Source organism: Arsenophonus endosymbiont of Apis mellifera (genome assembly GCF_903968575.1).
In the GTDB taxonomy this organism is placed as follows: Bacteria; Pseudomonadota; Gammaproteobacteria; order Enterobacterales; family Enterobacteriaceae; genus Arsenophonus; species Arsenophonus apicola.
Genome location: NZ_CAJCFU010000048.1, coordinates 13,995 through 32,638 on the forward strand (window position 1 = coordinate 13,995; position 18,644 = coordinate 32,638).

Genomic DNA, 18,644 nt, shown 5'->3' on the forward strand with positions numbered 1-18,644 from the left:
GAATTTCAGGTGAAGATCGTAAAGTTTTTTCTTTTTTTTATAGTTTGTTGTCTAGTTTTGGGGGCTGGATCTATTTTTGGTTTGTACAAATATGTCGAATCAGAACTGCCTGATGTAGCAACATTAAAAGATGTTCGATTGCAAGTACCTATGCAGGTGTTAAGTGCAGAGGGTGAGTTGATCGCGCAATTTGGAGAGAAACGTCGTCTTCCATTGTCCTTAAAAGAAATTCCCCCACTAATGATAAAAGCTTTTGTTGCGACGGAAGATAGCCGATATTATGAGCATCATGGTATTGATCCTATAGGCGTTTTTCGCGCTATATCGGTCATAGCTGCTTCCGGTCATGCTTCGCAAGGGGCTAGTACAATAACGCAACAGTTAGCCAGAAATTTTTTCCTAAGCCGAGAAAAAACATTGATGCGTAAAGCTAAAGAGGTGTTTTTAGCTGTCCGGATTGAGCAATTATTGTCAAAAGATGAAATTCTGGAACTTTATTTAAATAAGATTTATTTAGGAAATCGCGCTTATGGTGTAGGTGCAGCTGCTTATGTTTATTTTGGTAAGTCTGTAAATGAATTAAGTTTAAGTGAAATTGCGATGATTGCAGGTTTACCAAAAGCACCTTCTACTTTTAATCCTCTTTATTCCTATGAACGAGCGATAAATCGTCGCAATATCGTATTATTACGGATGTTAGAAGAGGGGTATATTACTCAACAGCAATATAATGAAGCAAAGCGTGAAAAAATTATAGCCACTTATCACGCACCAAAAATTTTATTTTCAGCGCCCTATCTGGCAGGAATGGTTAGGCAAGAGCTCTATAAACGCTATGGTGAGAATGCCTATACCGATGGTTATAAAGTCTATACCACCATCTTCAGTAAAGATCAGATAGCAGCAGAGAATGCTTTGCGTAATAACTTAATTAATTATGATATTCGTCATGGTTATCGAGGAGCAGAAAAAACTCTTTGGACGCAGCGACAAACACCTTGGGCACATGAACAAATTATTGAAAAACTAAAAAAAATACCTACTTATGGGCCATTAATTCCCGCTGTAGTTATTGCGACTGATAGAAATAAAGCTGAAGTTATAATGTCAAATGGTGTTTCTGTTGAGTTGGCAATCAATGGTGTTTCTTGGGCACGTAAATATATTTCTGATGAGCGACAAGGAGTAACACCTAAAACGGTTAACGAAGTTGTTAAAGTGGGAGAATTAATTCGTATACGACAGGTTAAAGATAGTTGGTGGTTAGCGCAAATACCAGAAGCAAATTCAGCTTTTATTGCTCTCAATCCAATCGATGGCGCTATTGTTGCGTTGGTTGGCGGGTTTGATTTTGAGTTAAGTAAATTTAATCGAGTAACCCAGTCATTACGTCAAGTTGGTTCCAATATTAAACCTTTTCTTTATACCGCAGCATTAGATAAAGGATTAACGTTAGCTTCGTTATTAAATGATATGCCTATTACTCGTTGGGATGCTGGAGCTGATTCAGATTGGCGACCTAAAAATTCTCCCGACAAATATGCAGGTCCAATTAGTTTGCGGCAAGGATTAGGACAGTCGAAAAATGTTGTGATGGTACGAGCTATGCGTGCAATGGGAGTTGATTATGCGGCGGATTATCTAAAACGCTTTGGCTTTCCTGAAGAAAATATTAATCGAACAGAGTCATTGGCATTAGGTGCTCCGTCATTTACGCCTATGCAAATAGTTCGAGGTTATGCTGTTATGTCTAATGGTGGTTACCTTATCGATCCTTATTTCATTAGTCGAGTTGAAGGGCTAGAAGGTCAGATTGTGTTTGAAGCTAAGCCCAAAATCGCATGTCCTCAATGTAACGATATACCTGTTATTTATGATGATGTACCAAAAATTAAAGAAATAAATGCAGAATCTATTGAGAATATAGTTAAATCTACAACACCGACGATGAGGCTTGAACCTAGAGTAGATATTAATAGTGAAACGCCAATAACGGTTCAACAAGAAAAATATGCTCCACATGTAATTAGTACACCTTTGGCTTTTTTAATTAGTAATGCAATGATGACGAATATTTATGGAGAGCCTGGTTGGATGGGGACAGGCTGGCGTGCGAGAGATTTTAAACGTAAAGATATTGGCGGAAAGACAGGAACGACTAATAGTTCTAAAGATGCTTGGTTTTCTGGTTATGGCCCCGAGCTAGTTGCTACAGCCTGGATAGGCTTTGATGATAACAGACGCAGTTTAGGGCGTACTATTACCGGTGGCGAAGCGGGAGCAAAAAGTGCTCAACCTATCTGGAATGATTATATGAAAGTTGTTCTTGATGGAGTGATGGAAAATAAAATACAGCCCCCAGAAGGAATTATTTCTATTACTATTGATAACAAAACCGGTAAATTAGCAACGGATAATTCAGTAAGTAAAAGTTTGGAATATTTTATTGAAGGAACTGAACCTAAAACAGCAGCTATTCGAGAGGTAGGTACAATGGTTATTTCTGAAGATGGCAATAGTCAGGAACTTTTTTGAACACTTATAACTTTGTTTAATTTTTGTCGTTGAAATTAGGGTTATTAAATAGACCCTATTTCATTTAACAATATTAGGACTTAATTGAGTTAGCGAATATTTTTGAGATAACGTTGAGCATATAATAGAGCGCTAATATTTCTCGCTTCGTTAAAATCTTTAACATCAAGGAGTTCCATCATATTGTCAATTGGCCAACGAATTTGTTCTAGCGGTTCGGGTTCATCGCCCTCTAGTTTTTCCTCATAAAGATTTTGTGCAATGAATATATTCATTTTACTAGAAAAATAGGCAGGGGATATTGTTAGTTTTCCTAGCAATTCAACATGTTTTGCGCCATAACCAATTTCCTCTTTTAATTCTCTTATAGCAGCTTGAATGGCACTTTCTCCTTTATCAATAGCTCCCTTAGGAAAACCTAATTCATACTCTTCAATACCAACAGCATATTCACGAATTAAAATTAGTTCGTTATTGATAATAGGAACAATCAGTACGGCTTCATTTATTGTTGGCTGCATTCGTTCATAAAGACGCTTAACGCCATTACTAAATTCAAGATCAACAGATTGGATACGAAAAAGTCTAGATTCAGCAATATTTTTTATATCCAGAATTTTGGGTTTTTTCATTTGTTTCATATACTGTGTCCCGGACAAAATTTGTTGAATAGATTATAACTTTTTATATTAAAGACAAGGATGGACTTTTAGTTTTTTGCTGAAATCAATTGTCATTCAATCTATCTATTTAGTGATAATATATCAATAAATTTAACCAGAATTGATTATTAGGATAAGGATGTTTTAGTAATATTTTTATTAAATTACTTATTAATTGAACTACTATCTTGTTAAAATAAATAATGATAAATCGTAACTCATTGTTATTGATATTAAAAATAGAAAACTAGAATAGGAATTACCTTATTTAGAGCTACGGAAATGGTTGTTATTCTGCACAGGCATTATTCGTTACATCGGGGAAGAAATGAGCTTACCTTTTGTTATATTGGTTATTTTAATTATTTGCTTGTTTATATTAATTTTCTTTTTGTTTATGAAGGGAAAAAAAGGTAATGATGTAGATAGATTACCTTTCTTAATACATGCTAATTATCGCAAAATTACATCTGATGAATATCAGATAATTTGTGATTATCTTAAATATACCAATTCTGAACAAATCTTAATAAAGACAAAAGAGGCTACAATAAGAAAGTTATTTGATTTCCCTAAAAGAAATGCTTGGGTTTCTTCGGGCTGTAATGCAATAACACGTTTTTCTTTAATCAACGAGCAAGATAATTTATGGCGCTATTTTATTGATACTAAAGAAGTTCATTTACCCCGACAATTAGAACCTTATTTAACAACGCAAAATGTTATGGATGTTGTTGAAACTGATACCTTACCTCTTGTTATATCAGTAAATAATCATTTTTTGGCTGATTTCAAGCAAGATTTTAAAGAATTTCATTTAGCTAGAGAAATAACATTTCCACCAGTTAATGCTTTGATTCAAGAGAGTGGTCAGCAACTGGTAAAATTTATTAAGGTTAGAAAAGAGACATTGGAAGAGTATAAGCTTAATCGATCGTTTAGTTTATGGGGTGGTGGCGTTATTTGTGTTGGGCTAATTGTTTGTGCACTTTCGTTATTTGTTATTGCTATTTTTTTTCCTTGGTTAATGCTATTGGGCGGACTTACTTTTATTGTTGGAGTGTATCTCCTTTATCGACCCTATATTTTTCGTAAAAGATATCAACAAGATATTCGTTGTGTAGAGGGTAAACCTAAACGATTGGGTTTATTCGGCGAGTTTGACAAAGGTAAAAAACATAATATTTCATTGGCTGGAATTGATCTTATTTATCCATCTCATTGGGAGCCATTCCTGGAATATGAGATTGATCAAGCTATTAATATTGATATGTATGCAAACGGTTACGTTGTTCGTCAAGGACGTTACTTATCTTTACATGAAGAGGCACGTCGTTATCCATATAAAAGATATGGCAAAAATTTAATGTTGGTGATAACAAGTTTTTTTCTCATGTTACTACTTCATTTCTATGAACCGGTTCATTTACCAGCGAGGTTAATTTTTCATTGGCTTAATGGAGAAAATTATCGACATACAACAAATTATTCTGAATTGGAAGTAATGCCATTACAGATTGGAGATTATATTGCAGTTAAAGGTGTGGGTATGTGCTATGTACCTATTGATTTTATAGAGAAAGGTAATCGATTTGATTTTCTTCCTTTTGATTGTTCCGGTATCTATTGGAATAATATAAGCCCCTCTCCTATACCTGAATCTGATATAGTTGAAAAAGTATTTTCTCTTTCGACAACAGTTAAACAGCAGCTTTATTTTAATAACCTAGATCATAAAGTTAATCAGCAACTTCGACGCGAGATTATGAAATCCGGCATGAATTTGCTTGATAATTTTGCTGATATCATTTTAAAAACAAATTCATTATGCCCACTTAATAATGAATGTTTTCGTTTAAAGAGCGCTTTAGTTAATTTAAGTGATACCTACGAATGGTCGGTACTTGTTGCTCGAGCAAAAAATGGAAAATTAGCCGGTACAAATGTGATATTACGGCCAGGTGGAGCAGAAACCCTGGAAAAATTGGTTAATGAAACAACATCTTTTTATATTAATAGAGAAATAGAAAAAGCAGCAGCATTATTGAATTCACCACCAGCCAGAGGTGTATTACTTATTAGTGAAGAAGGAAAACCGTTTGTCGATCTAGTTTCGTTCCACTCTCCTGTTGTTGATTCTTATACTCCATTACAAAAATGGCAGGAGCTGCAAAAATTGTCAGATATTTTGATGCATACGCCTTTTGAAGCAGAAGGTATTATTACTAAATTATTTGTCGATGCAAAAGGTACGCGTCATATTATTTTACATAGTAAACCTAGCTCTATCTTACTTTTACGCTATATTAGTGCTTTTCTATTAAACTTGCTGTTAATGGCAACTTTTATATTGAATCTTATTCTGGTTATTACACGTAAGCGTATAAATAAATGGCGATTAAAAAGTATTCGACAATATTATGAGCATTGTTTCAATATTGTTCCTTCTTCTGACCAGCAAAAAAATATTTAACGTAATGAATCGAATATGAAAACACAATCAGAAATGGATTTGATTATCCGTTTAGATAAATGGTTATGGGCGGCACGTTTTTATAAAACTCGCGCAATTGCCCGTAAAATGATCGAGGGTGGCAAAGTTCACTATAATGGGCAGCGCAGTAAGCCAAGTAAAGTTGTTGAAAAGCATGCGATTATAAAATTAAGACAAGGAAATGATGAGCTAACTATAAAAGTATTGGCCATTAGCGATCAGCGACGGGGCGCATCGGAAGCAAGAGCGTTATATCGTGAAACACAAGACAGTATTGTTAATAGAGAAAAATTAGCATTAGCGCGGAAAACCAACTCATTAACAATGCCAAATCCAGAACGTCGTCCTGATAAGAAAGAACGACGTAACCTGATTAAATTTAAGCATACAAATTTAAATGAGTCATTTTGATGACGACTTTAGTAATGAGAGAAAATATGTCTAAATATGACCAGTTACACCGTTTTTTGTTTGAAGATGATGCTGTTCGTGGTGAGCTAGTTTCAGTTAATGAGACTTATAGAAAAATACTTTATCAACACAATTATCCGCCAGCAGTTAATTTATTATTGGGTGAATTGTTAGTTGCCACTAGTTTATTAACGGCAACTTTAAAATTTGATGGTGATATTACCCTACAAATTCAAGGAGATGGCCCTGTAAAAATGCTGGTAATAAACGGAAATAATCATCAACAAATGAGAGGTGTTGCTCGTGTTGAGGGACCCGTTACTAATCAATCATCATTAAAACAGATGATTGGTCAAGGCTATATGGTGATCACGATTACACCAACAAATGGTGAGCGTTATCAAGGTGTTGTTGCATTGGAAAGTAATACAATAGCGGAATGTTTGGATGATTATTTTAAACAATCAGAACAGTTGCAGACACGTTTATTTATTCATTCCGCTGAGATAAATGGTCAGCCTGCTGCCGGTGGAATATTATTGCAAGTACTGCCCTCTGCAGCTAGTGAAAGTCAGCATAAATTTGATCATCTGGTAAAATTAACCGCAACGATTAAGGGCGAGGAGCTATATAACTTAGAGGCAAAGGAAATTCTTCATCGTCTTTATCATGAAGAAGATGTGACTTTATTTGATCCGCAGCCAGTCACCTTTCATTGCAACTGCTCAAAAGAGCGTTGTGTAAACATTTTGCTATCTCTTCCTGATGAAGACATTGAGCATATATTACATGAACGGGGTGAAATTGATATTGAATGTGAATTTTGTGGGGCTAATTATCTGTTTAATAAGCAAGATATTGAGGACTTGAGGCGAATTAAAAAACAGCAGATCCATTGAGTCATCCGTGCTTATTTTATGCCGTAATAAAAGCTATAAACACATATTTTACTGTAACGTTGATTGTGCTCTAGATCGCATTTCTAGTTGAGAAAATAGTTTAGATGAAATTTATTGATTTTTATCGCTGTTAATTTCGAGTAAAAATTTATGATAGGTCCTAATTAAGGTTAAAATTCATTTAGGAGCATAAATTAATGAGTGCAAAAGAAAAGATTACTCCAGAAGAGATGGCTAGATATGGTATTCATCAAGTTACTGAAATCGTTTATAACCCAGGATATGAACAATTATTTGCAGAAGAAACAAAACCTTCTTTAAAAGGCTATGAACGCGGTATTGAAACTAACTTAGGCGCAGTGGCGGTTGATACCGGTATTTTTACTGGTAGATCACCCAAAGATAAATATATCGTTCGTGATAACGTTTCTATGAATACCGTTTGGTGGGCGGATCAAGGTAAAGGAAAAAATGATAACAAACCGATGACCGAGGCAGTCTGGAAATCATTAAAAGATTTGGTGACTAACCAATTGTCGGGTAAGCGTTTATTTATTATTGATGCTTTTTGCGGGGCGAATGCAGATACCCGTTTGAAGGTGCGCTTTATTACCGAAGTGGCTTGGCAGGCACATTTTGTCAAAAATATGTTTATTCGACCTACTGAACAAGAATTGATTGATTTTCAACCAGATTTTGTTGTCATGAATGGTGCAAAATGTACTAATCCCAACTGGCAGGCTCAAGGCTTAAACTCAGAAAATTTTGTGGCGTTTAATTTGACTGAGCGTATGCAACTTATTGGCGGTACTTGGTATGGCGGTGAAATGAAGAAAGGATTGTTTTCTGTCATGAATTATTTGCTGCCGTTAAAAGGAATTGCTTCGATGCATTGTTCAGCCAATGTTGGAGAAAAAGGGGATGTGGCGATTTTCTTTGGTTTGTCTGGTACAGGAAAAACAACCCTTTCTACCGATCCTAAGCGTAAATTAATTGGTGATGATGAGCACGGATGGGATGATGATGGTGTATTTAATTTTGAAGGTGGTTGTTATGCTAAGACAATAAATTTGTCTGAAGCAGCAGAACCTGATATTTATCATGCGATCAAACGTGATGCATTATTAGAAAATGTCACTGTTTTAACTGATGGTTCGGTCGATTTTAATGATGGAACAAAAACAGAAAACACCCGAGTTTCTTATCCTATTTACCATATTAATAATATTGTTAAACCAATATCTAAAGCAGGCCATGCGACGAAAGTGATTTTTCTGACAGCCGATGCTTTTGGCGTTTTGCCACCGGTATCTTGTTTGACACAGGAACAGACAGAATACCACTTTTTGTCAGGTTTTACCGCTAAATTAGCGGGTACCGAACGCGGCATCACTGAACCTACGCCTACTTTTTCAGCCTGTTTTGGGGCTGCTTTTCTGACATTACATCCTACTCAATATGCTGAAGTATTAGGTAAACGTATGAAAGCCGCTGGCGCAAAAGCATATCTGGTTAATACAGGTTGGAATGGAACCGGCAAACGTATTTCGATCAAAGATACTCGTGCAATTATTGATGCAATTTTAAATGGGGATATAGATAAAGCAGACACCATAAATTTACCTGTTTTTAATTTAGCTATACCAACCCATTTGCCGGTAGTCGATAATAATATTTTAGATCCGCGTCATACTTATGCAGATAACAGCCAATGGGAAGTTAAAGCTAAAGATTTGGCTAAGCGATTTATTAATAATTTTGAGAAATATACTGATACCCCAGTGGGTGCGGCACTTGTGAAAGCAGGTCCAAAGCTATAATTTTTTGATTAAAAGGTTACTGATAATAAAGTAAAAAGTGCATAGGATAGAATAAAATCTATGCATTTTTTATTTTATTGTGAATATGTCTTGCGGTATTAATGAATTGAAATGGGACAGCAAAAATTTTTTAAAGTTGTCTCTATGGCCTTGCTGTTACGTTATATCCGATAGTATATAAGTCAAAAAGCGGAATCTATTAAAACATCCACCTTATAATGAAATCTTTATTAATTACTCGTGATGATAAAATTAATCGGATAAAAGTTAAAATTGATAAGTGCTAAAAAAAGTGCCAGCGCTAGGCTGGCATAAGTAAACACTGGAAGCAATGTGAGCAATGTCGTCCTTTCATATGATCCCAGAAAGGTTCATCTGAAAGTGTTTTAATGATAATGGTTATCACTATCATTTGTAAAGTGATTTTTTTAATATAAATGTAAAAAATTCATTTTTAATTATTATTATCTGATAAATATAGTATATTTTTATAATAATGTGTTTTACAATCTTAAAACAATAATTTTATGGTTGAAGACAATTAATAAAAATTAAAGAGATCATTTTAGCTGATAATATTAATAAGTTAACGATAACGAAGGCGTTATGACCTTGTCAGATGCTGAGCACATGCCCAAGCTGAACTCCATGCCCATTGAAAGTTATATCCCCCTAACCAACCAGTAACATCAACAACTTCACCAATAAAGTAGAGTCCGGCTACTTTTTCTGACTCCATTGTTTTTGATGAAATACTACTCGTATCAACCCCACCGAGCGTGACTTCTGCGGTACGGTAACCTTCTGTACTATTTGGTTGTATCTGCCAGTTATGTAATCTTTCCGCAATGATGTTTATCTGCCTTTTATTAAGCTGTTTTAACGAGTTATCTGGAATTCTTTTTAATATTTGTAGTGTCTCGATAAAACGTTTAGGTAGATATCTTGCTAATAGATTTTTTAGCGATAGATTAGGATTAATGGTTAGTTCATGGGTTAAGTAGTCGATAAGATTAATATTGGGAAATAAATTAATACTTATATGCTCTCCTGGCTGCCAGTAACTTGAGATTTGCAAAATGGCTGGGCCTGATAATCCTCTATGTGTAAATAAAAGATTTTCTTGGAATGTCATTGCATTTTGTGAACTAACTTTTACTGAAATAGCAATACCGGAGAGTGTTTGTAAAACGTCAAGCAGTGCCTTATGCAATGTGAAAGGCACTAAAGCTGCTCGTGTGGGCTGGATGTTATGCCCAAATTGTTCGGCTATACGATAACCAAAAGGAGTTGCCCCTAGTTTTGGCATTGAAAGACCACCGCTAGCGACAATTAGTGCACTTGAACTAATAACTTTTTCATTAACAGAGACTACATACTTATTGTCTATTTTTTTTATCTCAGTTATTTCGCTTTGAAAGCGTAAACTAACGCCAGCGACTTTACATTCAGTTAATAGTAAATTGACGATATCTTGTGCGCTATTGTCACAAAAAAGTTGACCTAATGTTTTTTCATGATAAGGAATATGATGTTTTTGTACTAATGCAATAAAATCCCATTGAGTAAAGCGAGCTAGTGCTGACTTACAAAAATGAGGATTAGTAGAGATATAAGCAGTAGGATCAATATAAAGGTTGGTGAAATTGCATCGCCCGCCACCCGACATTAAAATCTTTCTACCCGCTTTTTTACCATTATCCAGTACTAGTACTTTTAAACCTTTTTGGCCTATATTAACTGCACAAAATAGACCAGCCGCTCCTGCACCTATAATGATTACGTCAAATTTTTCCACAAAATTTCTCTTTTATCTGAAAAGATATTTATTAATAATACAAATAACGCGTTTTTTATTAAATAGGGTAAAATATTTATTACGATCTAAATTTGAGTAGACAAATGTCAGTAAGTGCTAAAAATCTACTTATTCTTAACTTTAGTAACTTAATGAAAGTAAAGAATATTTTTGTTTTATTCGTTTTTTTTGTCAATTAAAGTCAAAAAAGATGTAGATTTTGCTTCCACCGCTAACGTTTGTCACTGATAATGCATTGAGTTCATATTCAACAAATTGGCTTAAGGTTTATGCTACATTTATTTACTGGTTTGGATTTCTACACCGGTCTGTTATTAATACTAGCGCTATTATTTGTGCTATTTTACGAAGCAATTAATGGTTTCCATGATACCGCAAATGCAGTAGCAACGGTTATTTATACTCGAGCAATGCGAGCTCAATTTGCGGTTGTTATGGCGGGTGTTTTTAATTTTTTTGGCGTTATTTTAGGTGGCTTGAGTGTTGCTTATGCCATTGTGCATCTGTTGCCAACAGATCTTCTCTTAAATGTAAGTTCTGCTCATGGTCTAGCAATGGTTTTTTCTATGCTATTGGCGGCCATTATTTGGAATTTGGGTACCTGGTATTTGGGATTACCTGCTTCCAGTTCACATACATTAATAGGCGCTATTATTGGTGTTGGTTTAACCAATGCCTTAGTGACCGATTCCTCTATAGTGGATGCATTAAATATATCAAAAGTCATTGAAATTTTTCTTTCTCTTATTCTTTCTCCAGCTATTGGTTTTGTTATAGCAGGATTGCTTATTTTCTTTTTACGCCGTTATTGGAGTGGTACGAAAAAACGTCGTCGCATTCATTTAACACCGGCTGAGCGAGAGAAGAAAGATGGTAAAAGAAAACCGCCTTTCTGGACACGTACTGCATTGATTCTATCTGCGGTTGGTGTCAGTTTTTCCCATGGTGCGAATGATGGTCAGAAGGGTATTGGTCTTATTATGCTCGTGTTAATCGGCGTGGCTCCAGCCGGGTTTGTGCTTAATATGAATGCCAGTGGTTATAATATAACTCGTACCCATGACGCAATAGTCCATTTACAACATTATTATGAAGAGCATCAGTCAGCGGTAAAACATATTGTTAATAAGTCACAACACGAGTCGGAATTGGAAATTTTAGATGAGAAATTCCATTGTGATAATTCACGTCCTATTAATGTGTTAAAACAGACATCACTGATGTTGGCCGACATTCAAAGTTATTCAGCGCTAAAGCCCGAGCAACGTAATCAAATGCGTCGATTATTAATGTGTTTATCTGATACGGCATTAGATGTAGCTAAACTACCTAAAACGTCTTCTTCCGATGCACGTTTTCTACGTAACTTGAGTAATGATTTACTTAATACTGTAGAGTATGCACCACTGTGGATTATTATTGCCGTTGCTTTAGCTCTTTCTGTGGGTACTATAATTGGTTGGCAACGTGTTGCTATAACGATCGGTGAAAAAATTGGTAAAAAAGGTATGACTTATGCACAAGGTGTTTCTGCTCAAGTTACTGCTGCAGTTTCCATTGGCGTTGCAAGTTATACTGGTATGCCTGTATCAACAACACAAGTACTATCTTCTGCGGTAGCAGGCACAATGGTTGTTGATGGGGGTGGTGTACAAGCTAAAACAATTAAAAATATATTATTGGCTTGGTTCTTTACATTGCCTATTTCTATTATACTTTCTGGTTTGTTTTATTGGATATCATTAAAACTAATATAGACATGTGAACAAAGTAAATAACAAAAAATAGTGATGATTAATTTGAGCATCACTATTTTTGTTGGTTAAATAATATATCATCTAAATGTTATTTAAGCTGATTAATATTGCCAAATGGTCCATATTAAACTTATTAAAACAATCATACTTAATCCACTAATTAACATAAATTGCTTACGAATGCGTTCACAACGTAAAATAACTTCAGGATCGTGGTGATTAATATATTGCTTAGTATTAATGTAACGAATTAGTTTTATATGCTTAGTCCATTGGCCATGGGCTGTAAAGAACCCGTTGCCATCAACAGATTGATAGAGCAAGGGATCAGATTCCCGCAGAATAAAAAGTAATACTCGAATTGAAGAAAAATACCGCATCATATTTATGATGCAGAGTATACATAATGCCCAAAACCATACATGCATATTAAGATAATAACCTCAACAAATACAGATTTAGCCGCTGATATTGTTTATAGCAAGCATAAAAGAAAATATTTGCTTATCAGTTGCCGGTCTATTTTAATTGTAGAATAATCTAACAACTTCACAAAATGACCCTTTGTGATTATTTTTATCTGCTTAATTTTAATGACATGTATTTTTAACAAATAATTAATATCCTCAACACTATGATTTTTATGCTAAATTATGGAAAATCTAGCTGATTTGGTCTATGCTAATTATTAGTAAGGAATCTATTTTTTATAATTTAATGGGTAAAATTTTTATTAAACTAAGTTCAAGATGATATTTAAGTATCAGGTTTGACCGCTAAATATTTATCATAAAAACAGTATTCTTTTTTAAGAGCGACGTTTGAAAGGAGCTAAATATGGCTTACAAACATATTCTTGTTACCGTTGATTTATCCCCGGAAAGTAAAATTTTAGTTGATAAAGCTGTTTCCATGGCAAAACCTTATGATGCAAAAGTTTCTTTAATTCATGTTGATGTAAATTATTCTGATCTTTATACCGGATTGATTGATGTAAATCTTGGTGATATGGAGCAACGTATTACCAAGGAAACTCACCAAGCATTGACTAAACTAGCAAAAGAGGCAGATTATAAGATTGAAAAAGAATTGAGTGGTCGAGGTGATCTCGGGCAGGTTTTGGTTGATGCAATAAAAGAATATAAAGTCGATTTAGTGGTTTGTGGTCATCATCAAGATTTCTGGAGTAAGTTGATGTCCTCGGCTCGCCAACTAATAAATACTGTTCATGTTGATATGTTAATTGTGCCGTTAAAAGATAGTGATTGATAATATTTGTTAATAAATTAGTTTTTTTCAATAAAAACACTTGATTATTCAAGTGTTTTTTTGTCAATTCCGCTTTAATTTAAATTATTTATATTTTGCCGAAAAATGTGATTAAGACATAAAAAATCTCATTAAAAATAGAGATAAATTAGTGATATATTCAATAAGTAAATTCACATATAGCAGGTCATTCTGCAAAAAAACGTTAATAAGTATGAAAATATAATAATTTATTTTTAATCTAAGGAATTTTGTATGAAAGGTTGCTTATCTTTAGAAACATTCCTAACACCAATCCAGTCACGTTATGCTGATCAACCTGAGTTCTTACAAGCCGTGCGTGAAGTTTTTACTTCTTTGGCGCCATTTTTACACAATAATCCTCAATATTGTGAGCAGGGATTACTGCAAAGAATAGTCGAGCCAGAGAGGGTGATTCAGTTTCGTGTTTGTTGGGTTGATGATCAGGGAAATGTTCAAGTTAATCGAGCCTGGCGGGTACAATTTAATTCGGCAATCGGTCCTTTTAAAGGTGGAATGCGTTTTCATCCTTCAGTTAATTTATCAATTTTAAAATTTCTCGGCTTTGAACAAACTTTTAAAAACGCGTTAACCACTTTACCTATGGGCGGAGGTAAAGGGGGCTCAGATTTTGATCCTAAAGGAAAAAGCCATGCAGAAGTTATGCGTTTTTGTCAGGCATTGATAACAGAGCTTTATCGACATTTAGGTCCTTATACCGATGTTCCTGCTGGAGATATTGGCGTGGGCGGGCGAGAAGTCGGTTTTATGACAGGTATGATGAAAAAGCTGTCAAACAACACTTCCTGTGTTTTTACAGGTAAAGGCATGTCTTTTGGTGGCAGCTTAATTCGACCTGAAGCTACCGGTTATGGTTTGGTTTATTTTACTGATGCGATGTTAAAACATCTTGGTTTATCGTTTGAGGGGAAACGCGTATCTGTTTCTGGAGCGGGCAATGTTGCTCAGTATGCTATTGAAAAATGTATGTCATTAGGTGCTAAGGTGGTTACTGCTTCTGATTCAAATGGCACCGTTGTTGATGAAGCGGGCTTTACACCAGAAAAACTTAAACGATTGGAAGAGATTAAAAATCAGTATGGTCGTGTTGAAGCATATGCAAAAGAGTTTGGTTTGACTTATCTTAAAGGAAAGAACCCCTGGTCGGTGCCAGTAGATATTGCTTTACCTTGCGCCACTCAGAATGAACTTGATATAGATGATGCAAAAATTTTAATTAAAAATGGTGTCAACGCGGTCGCTGAAGGTGCAAATATGCCGACGACAATTGAAGCTACGGATGCATTTCTTGAGGCGGGTGTGCTGTTTGGGCCGGGAAAAGCCGCCAATGCAGGGGGGGTAGCAACATCCGGTTTAGAAATGGCACAAAATGCGGCTCATTTGAGTTGGACCGCAGAAAAAGTGAATACGCGTTTGAAACATATTATGTTAGATATTCATCAGCATTGTGTGAAGTATGGTGGAGAAGATAAGCAGACTAATTATGTTAAAGGCGCAAATATTGCTGGTTTTGTAAAAGTCGCCGATGCGATGTTAGCACAGGGAATCCTGTAACAAATTAATAGTTATTGAGCAAATTAAAATTAATTATATAGTTCAATACCGTAAGATTTTGAATTTTATTTTGTTTATTGGACATCGCCTGCAACTATCCTTTTCAGGCGATGTTTTTAGCAAAAATTTGTCGATTATTATTTATCTATCACCTGACATTTAGCGCTATTAATCTTCATTTAAACTCATATGTAGGCGATCAAATAAAGGTTTAAATAAGTAATTTAGTAGCGATCGTTCACCGGTACGAATAAAGACCTCTACTGGCATTCCTGGTTTGATGGTTAACTGATTTAGGCGTTGACGATTTTTATCATTTACTTGAACCTGTAATAAATAATAGGGCTCGCCAGTTTGTTCATTAAGCAGCCTATCAGCAGAAATCATCGTTACATTGCCTTCCACTTTCGGCGTCGTGCTTTGATTAAATGCAGTAAATTGTAACTCTACCGGTAAACCCAATTTTACTTGATCAATTAATTGTACTGGAACCCGTGCATCAACTAACAGTGGTTGATCATCGGGAACAATCTCCATCATTTTTTGTCCGGCAACGATCACGCCGCCCTCAGTAAAAACTGACATACCAATTATAGTGCCAGCAACGGGGGCACGTATTTGAGCATTAGCCAGTATGAACTTAGCTTTAACCAGTTCGCTGTTAGTATGATTAATCTTAGTTTGTGTGTCAGCTAGTTGAGCATGAACGTCTTTTTGATATTCTTGTTGCAGTTTTTCGCTAAGCAGTTTTTGCTCTAATATTTGATGTTGTATACGGCTAATATCACCAAGTGTTTGCGCTAAATTACCATCAACTTCAGTATATTTATTTTCAGTTTCAAGTAATGTATTGCGAGCAATATAACCATTTTTTTCTAATTCCCTTAATCCTTCTAATTGTTGCAATAACATTGTAAGCTGCGTTTTTTGGCTTTTTGCTTTTTGTTGTTGGGCATATAGAATAGCGTCTAATCCGGTTATTTTTTCTTTAATACTGGCCAATTCTAATTGTAAAACTTGATATTGGTTTTCCAGCAATTGTTGATTTAATTGAAGAAGCTCGCTTACATCATGCTCTTTCATTTCATGTTGCAAAGCGGGTGAGATAATCAACCGTTTTTTGCCCTGCTGTTCTGCCAATAAACGGGCTTCTCTAACTAGTAATTCGTGGTATTGTTTTAGTTTTATACTATATTCCGAATGCACTTCAACGGTATTGAGTGTTAAAAGAATTTGTCCTGCTTGTACTTTTTCACCATTATTGACAGATAGCTGTTCGATGATCCCGCCATATTGATGTTGAATAGTTTTATGATTGCCTGCCACAATCACATTACCTGATACAGGAACTCCTTTATCTAAAGGAGCGAGTGCTGACCATAATAAAAAGCCACCAAACCCAATAGTCACTAATAACCAACCTAAGTATACAGCTCGTTTTTCATTACTGATTAAGTTGTCTGTTAAGATAGGAGATGATTTGTGATATTTACCTTGTGCTGACATATTTTTTTCCATTAATTGCTATTATTTTTTATCGGCTTAAATATTGAAAATCACGTTGTTAGTTGTGACGTTTTATGTTCATTTAATAATGTTTGTGGTGTTCCAAAACGTGGTGACATTCCGGCCTGTAAAATTAGCACATGCTCTACATATCTGATCAGAAAAGGGCGATGGGTAATTATAATAAGGGTGCAATGTTGTTTTTTAAGTTCTTCAATCGCAAGGCACAGGGCTTTATCTCCTTCGCTATCAAGATTAGAGTTAGGTTCATCAAGAATAATTAAACGAGGAAGGCCATAGATAGCACGAGCCAAAGCTAATCGCTGTTTTTGTCCGCCAGATAAGCCACGGCCATACTCACCTAATCGTGTATCGTATCCATTGGGTAAAGCTAGAATTAAGTCATGCACTCGGGCAATTTTGGCGGCAGTAATCACTTTATCTACGTCAATTTCACCAAAACGAGCAATGTTTTCTGCTATTGTTCCATCAAATAATTGTATATCTTGCGGTAAGTAACCAATGTGAGGCCCTAAAATTTCTCTATCCATTTGGTGAATATTTGCTCCATCTAGCCGAATGTACCCTAAGGTAGGTGGAAGCGCTCCAACAAGTATCCGCGCTAATGTTGATTTTCCTGCACCAGATGCACCAATAATAGCTAATGTTTGACCAGCAGAGAGTGAAAATTGGATATCAAATAACAACGGTGGATATTCAGGATCAGGGCGATAAAGAACATTTTCAACGCTTAATTTGCCAGTTGGAGTTGGTAAGGTCATCACTTGTTTACGGGGGGGGTGCTGTTTGAATAACTGATCTAAGCGTTGATAAGCCTGTTTGGCATTATTATATTGTTTGCTAACTGCAATAAGTTGATCGATGGGACTGAGTACACGTCCCACCAGAATAGAACTAGCGATCATCATACCAGCGGTCAATTCATTGTTAGTGACTAACCAGGCGGCCATGCCTAATACCAGGGATTGGAGCATTAAACGTGCCGTTTTTGACCAGGCGCTGCTGGCTGAAGTCCTTTCGCTGGCTAAATTTTGATGGGATAAAAAAGCGTGATGGTAGGTTAACCAGCAACGCCGAATATTACCTAACATGCCCATTGCCTCGATCACATCTGTGTTACGCAAGTGGTTAGAGGCTTGATTAATGGCTTTGCGTGCCATCAGATTGGCTTGCGCCAGTGGTTTATGAGTATAACGTTGATTCAGCCAAGCGAGCAGAGAAATAAAGGTTGCACCACCTAAGGCTAGATATCCTAACCAGGGATGAAGTAAAAATACCACACAGAGAAAAAAGAGAAACCAGGGAGCATCAAATAAAGCAAATAAAGCATTACCTGTTACGAATTGGCGTAATGTTGTTAGATCACTTAACGCTTGGCTGGCCTGTGAATCACTATATTTTAAGCTTTGCTCGTAAGCTGCATTGAATACCGATTGATTAACTGATAAGTCTAGACCAGTGCTAATACGTATAACAATTAGATTACGCACCCATTCGAGTATGCCAATAAATGAATAAATACAAATAACAAGAAGTGTCAACATTAATAACGTCATTTTATTATTTGACGCTAAGACACGATCATAAACTTGTAACATATAAATAGAGGGGGCGAGCATCATTATATTGATGATAGCGGTAAATATACCAATACTATAAAACGCTTTTTTATATGTTTTTATTTCATTAATTAATATGTTGGTATTTTTAGTTTTTGAATTGTCTATCATATTATTCCCATTTTTATTTTTATAAGATCCAATCCTAATACCTATTATTTAAATAATTAAAATATTGGAAAATGCTTTGCATTTTCCAATGGATTTAAAATTATTAATCGACGTTATTTTTATTA

The 18,644-nt window shown here is 35.3% G+C and carries 13 protein-coding genes; 8 read left to right on the forward strand and 5 right to left on the reverse strand.

Features of this window, described 5'->3' with window-relative positions:
- Positions 1-9 precede the first annotated feature (9 nt).
- Complete coding sequence (gene mrcA, locus H1X92_RS06060; RefSeq protein ID WP_180559306.1) at positions 10-2,535, forward strand: peptidoglycan glycosyltransferase/peptidoglycan DD-transpeptidase MrcA; 2,526 nt, start codon at positions 10-12, stop codon at positions 2,533-2,535.
- Positions 2,536-2,624: 89 nt separating this feature from the next.
- Here mrcA and nudE read toward each other — a convergent pair whose 3' ends face one another.
- The gene (gene nudE / locus H1X92_RS06065; RefSeq protein WP_180559307.1) at positions 2,625-3,176 is read right to left on the reverse strand and encodes an ADP compounds hydrolase NudE; all 552 of its coding nucleotides are present in this window, start codon (positions 3,174-3,176) and stop codon (positions 2,625-2,627) included.
- Positions 3,177-3,525: 349 nt separating this feature from the next.
- Here nudE and H1X92_RS06070 point away from each other — a divergent pair, with 349 nt between their 5' ends.
- The 4 genes from H1X92_RS06070 (at position 3,526) to pckA (ending at position 8,821) form a co-directional block, all read left to right on the forward strand.
- Positions 3,526-5,670, forward strand: coding sequence for an IgaA/UmoB family intracellular growth attenuator (locus tag H1X92_RS06070; RefSeq protein WP_180559308.1), 2,145 nt, complete (start codon positions 3,526-3,528; stop codon positions 5,668-5,670).
- Between the two features lie 15 nt (positions 5,671-5,685).
- The gene (gene hslR / locus H1X92_RS06075; RefSeq protein WP_180559309.1) at positions 5,686-6,102 is read left to right on the forward strand and encodes a ribosome-associated heat shock protein Hsp15; all 417 of its coding nucleotides are present in this window, start codon (positions 5,686-5,688) and stop codon (positions 6,100-6,102) included.
- A 26-nt stretch (positions 6,103-6,128) separates the two neighbouring features.
- Positions 6,129-7,001 carry an Hsp33 family molecular chaperone HslO gene (hslO, locus tag H1X92_RS06080; protein ID WP_180559326.1) on the forward strand — a complete coding sequence of 291 codons (873 nt, stop codon included), beginning with the start codon at positions 6,129-6,131 and terminating at the stop codon, positions 6,999-7,001.
- A gap of 197 nt (positions 7,002-7,198) precedes the next feature.
- On the forward strand, positions 7,199-8,821 hold the full coding sequence (pckA, locus tag H1X92_RS06085) for a phosphoenolpyruvate carboxykinase (ATP) (RefSeq protein ID WP_180559310.1): 1,623 nt from the start codon (positions 7,199-7,201) through the stop codon (positions 8,819-8,821).
- Positions 8,822-9,425: 604 nt separating this feature from the next.
- Here the strand turns inward: pckA and H1X92_RS06090 are convergent.
- Positions 9,426-10,619: an NAD(P)/FAD-dependent oxidoreductase gene (locus H1X92_RS06090; protein WP_180559311.1), complete on the reverse strand. Its 1,194-nt coding sequence runs from the start codon at positions 10,617-10,619 to the stop codon at positions 9,426-9,428.
- A gap of 290 nt (positions 10,620-10,909) precedes the next feature.
- Between H1X92_RS06090 and pitA the strand changes: the two genes are divergently transcribed.
- The gene (gene pitA / locus H1X92_RS06095) at positions 10,910-12,397 is read left to right on the forward strand and encodes an inorganic phosphate transporter PitA (RefSeq protein ID WP_180559312.1); all 1,488 of its coding nucleotides are present in this window, start codon (positions 10,910-10,912) and stop codon (positions 12,395-12,397) included.
- Positions 12,398-12,498: 101 nt separating this feature from the next.
- Here pitA and uspB read toward each other — a convergent pair whose 3' ends face one another.
- Complete coding sequence (gene uspB / locus H1X92_RS06100) at positions 12,499-12,825, reverse strand: universal stress protein UspB (RefSeq protein ID WP_180559313.1); 327 nt, start codon at positions 12,823-12,825, stop codon at positions 12,499-12,501.
- A gap of 409 nt (positions 12,826-13,234) precedes the next feature.
- Between uspB and uspA the strand changes: the two genes are divergently transcribed.
- A complete protein-coding gene (gene uspA, locus H1X92_RS06105) occupies positions 13,235-13,666 on the forward strand; it encodes a universal stress protein UspA (RefSeq protein WP_180559314.1) in 432 nt (143 codons plus the stop codon).
- A gap of 255 nt (positions 13,667-13,921) precedes the next feature.
- Entirely contained in the window at positions 13,922-15,262 is a 1,341-nt protein-coding gene (gdhA, locus tag H1X92_RS06110; protein ID WP_180559315.1) for an NADP-specific glutamate dehydrogenase, read from the forward strand.
- Positions 15,263-15,430: 168 nt separating this feature from the next.
- Here gdhA and H1X92_RS06115 read toward each other — a convergent pair whose 3' ends face one another.
- Both H1X92_RS06115 and H1X92_RS06120 read right to left on the reverse strand, forming a co-directional pair.
- The gene (locus H1X92_RS06115) at positions 15,431-16,768 is read right to left on the reverse strand and encodes an HlyD family type I secretion periplasmic adaptor subunit (protein ID WP_180559316.1); all 1,338 of its coding nucleotides are present in this window, start codon (positions 16,766-16,768) and stop codon (positions 15,431-15,433) included.
- Between the two features lie 50 nt (positions 16,769-16,818).
- Positions 16,819-18,519 (reverse strand): type I secretion system permease/ATPase, encoded by a 1,701-nt coding sequence (locus tag H1X92_RS06120; protein WP_180559317.1) that lies wholly within the window; start codon positions 18,517-18,519, stop codon positions 16,819-16,821.
- Positions 18,520-18,644: the final 125 nt, after the last annotated feature.

What these genes read in the sequence shown, in the direction of transcription:
- nudE (WP_180559307.1), bottom strand. Translation starts at nt 3,176, where the DNA reads ATGAAACAAATGAAAAAACCCAAAATTCTGGATATAAAAAATATTGCT.
- H1X92_RS06070 (WP_180559308.1), top strand. Translation starts at nt 3,526, where the DNA reads ATGAGCTTACCTTTTGTTATATTGGTTATTTTAATTATTTGCTTGTTT.
- hslR (WP_180559309.1), top strand. Translation starts at nt 5,686, where the DNA reads ATGAAAACACAATCAGAAATGGATTTGATTATCCGTTTAGATAAATGG.
- hslO (WP_180559326.1), top strand. Translation starts at nt 6,129, where the DNA reads ATGTCTAAATATGACCAGTTACACCGTTTTTTGTTTGAAGATGATGCT.
- pckA (WP_180559310.1), top strand. Translation starts at nt 7,199, where the DNA reads ATGAGTGCAAAAGAAAAGATTACTCCAGAAGAGATGGCTAGATATGGT.
- pitA (WP_180559312.1), top strand. Translation starts at nt 10,910, where the DNA reads ATGCTACATTTATTTACTGGTTTGGATTTCTACACCGGTCTGTTATTA.
- uspB (WP_180559313.1), bottom strand. Translation starts at nt 12,825, where the DNA reads ATGCATGTATGGTTTTGGGCATTATGTATACTCTGCATCATAAATATG.
- uspA (WP_180559314.1), top strand. Translation starts at nt 13,235, where the DNA reads ATGGCTTACAAACATATTCTTGTTACCGTTGATTTATCCCCGGAAAGT.
- gdhA (WP_180559315.1), top strand. Translation starts at nt 13,922, where the DNA reads ATGAAAGGTTGCTTATCTTTAGAAACATTCCTAACACCAATCCAGTCA.
- H1X92_RS06115 (WP_180559316.1), bottom strand. Translation starts at nt 16,768, where the DNA reads ATGTCAGCACAAGGTAAATATCACAAATCATCTCCTATCTTAACAGAC.
- H1X92_RS06120 (WP_180559317.1), bottom strand. Translation starts at nt 18,519, where the DNA reads ATGATAGACAATTCAAAAACTAAAAATACCAACATATTAATTAATGAA.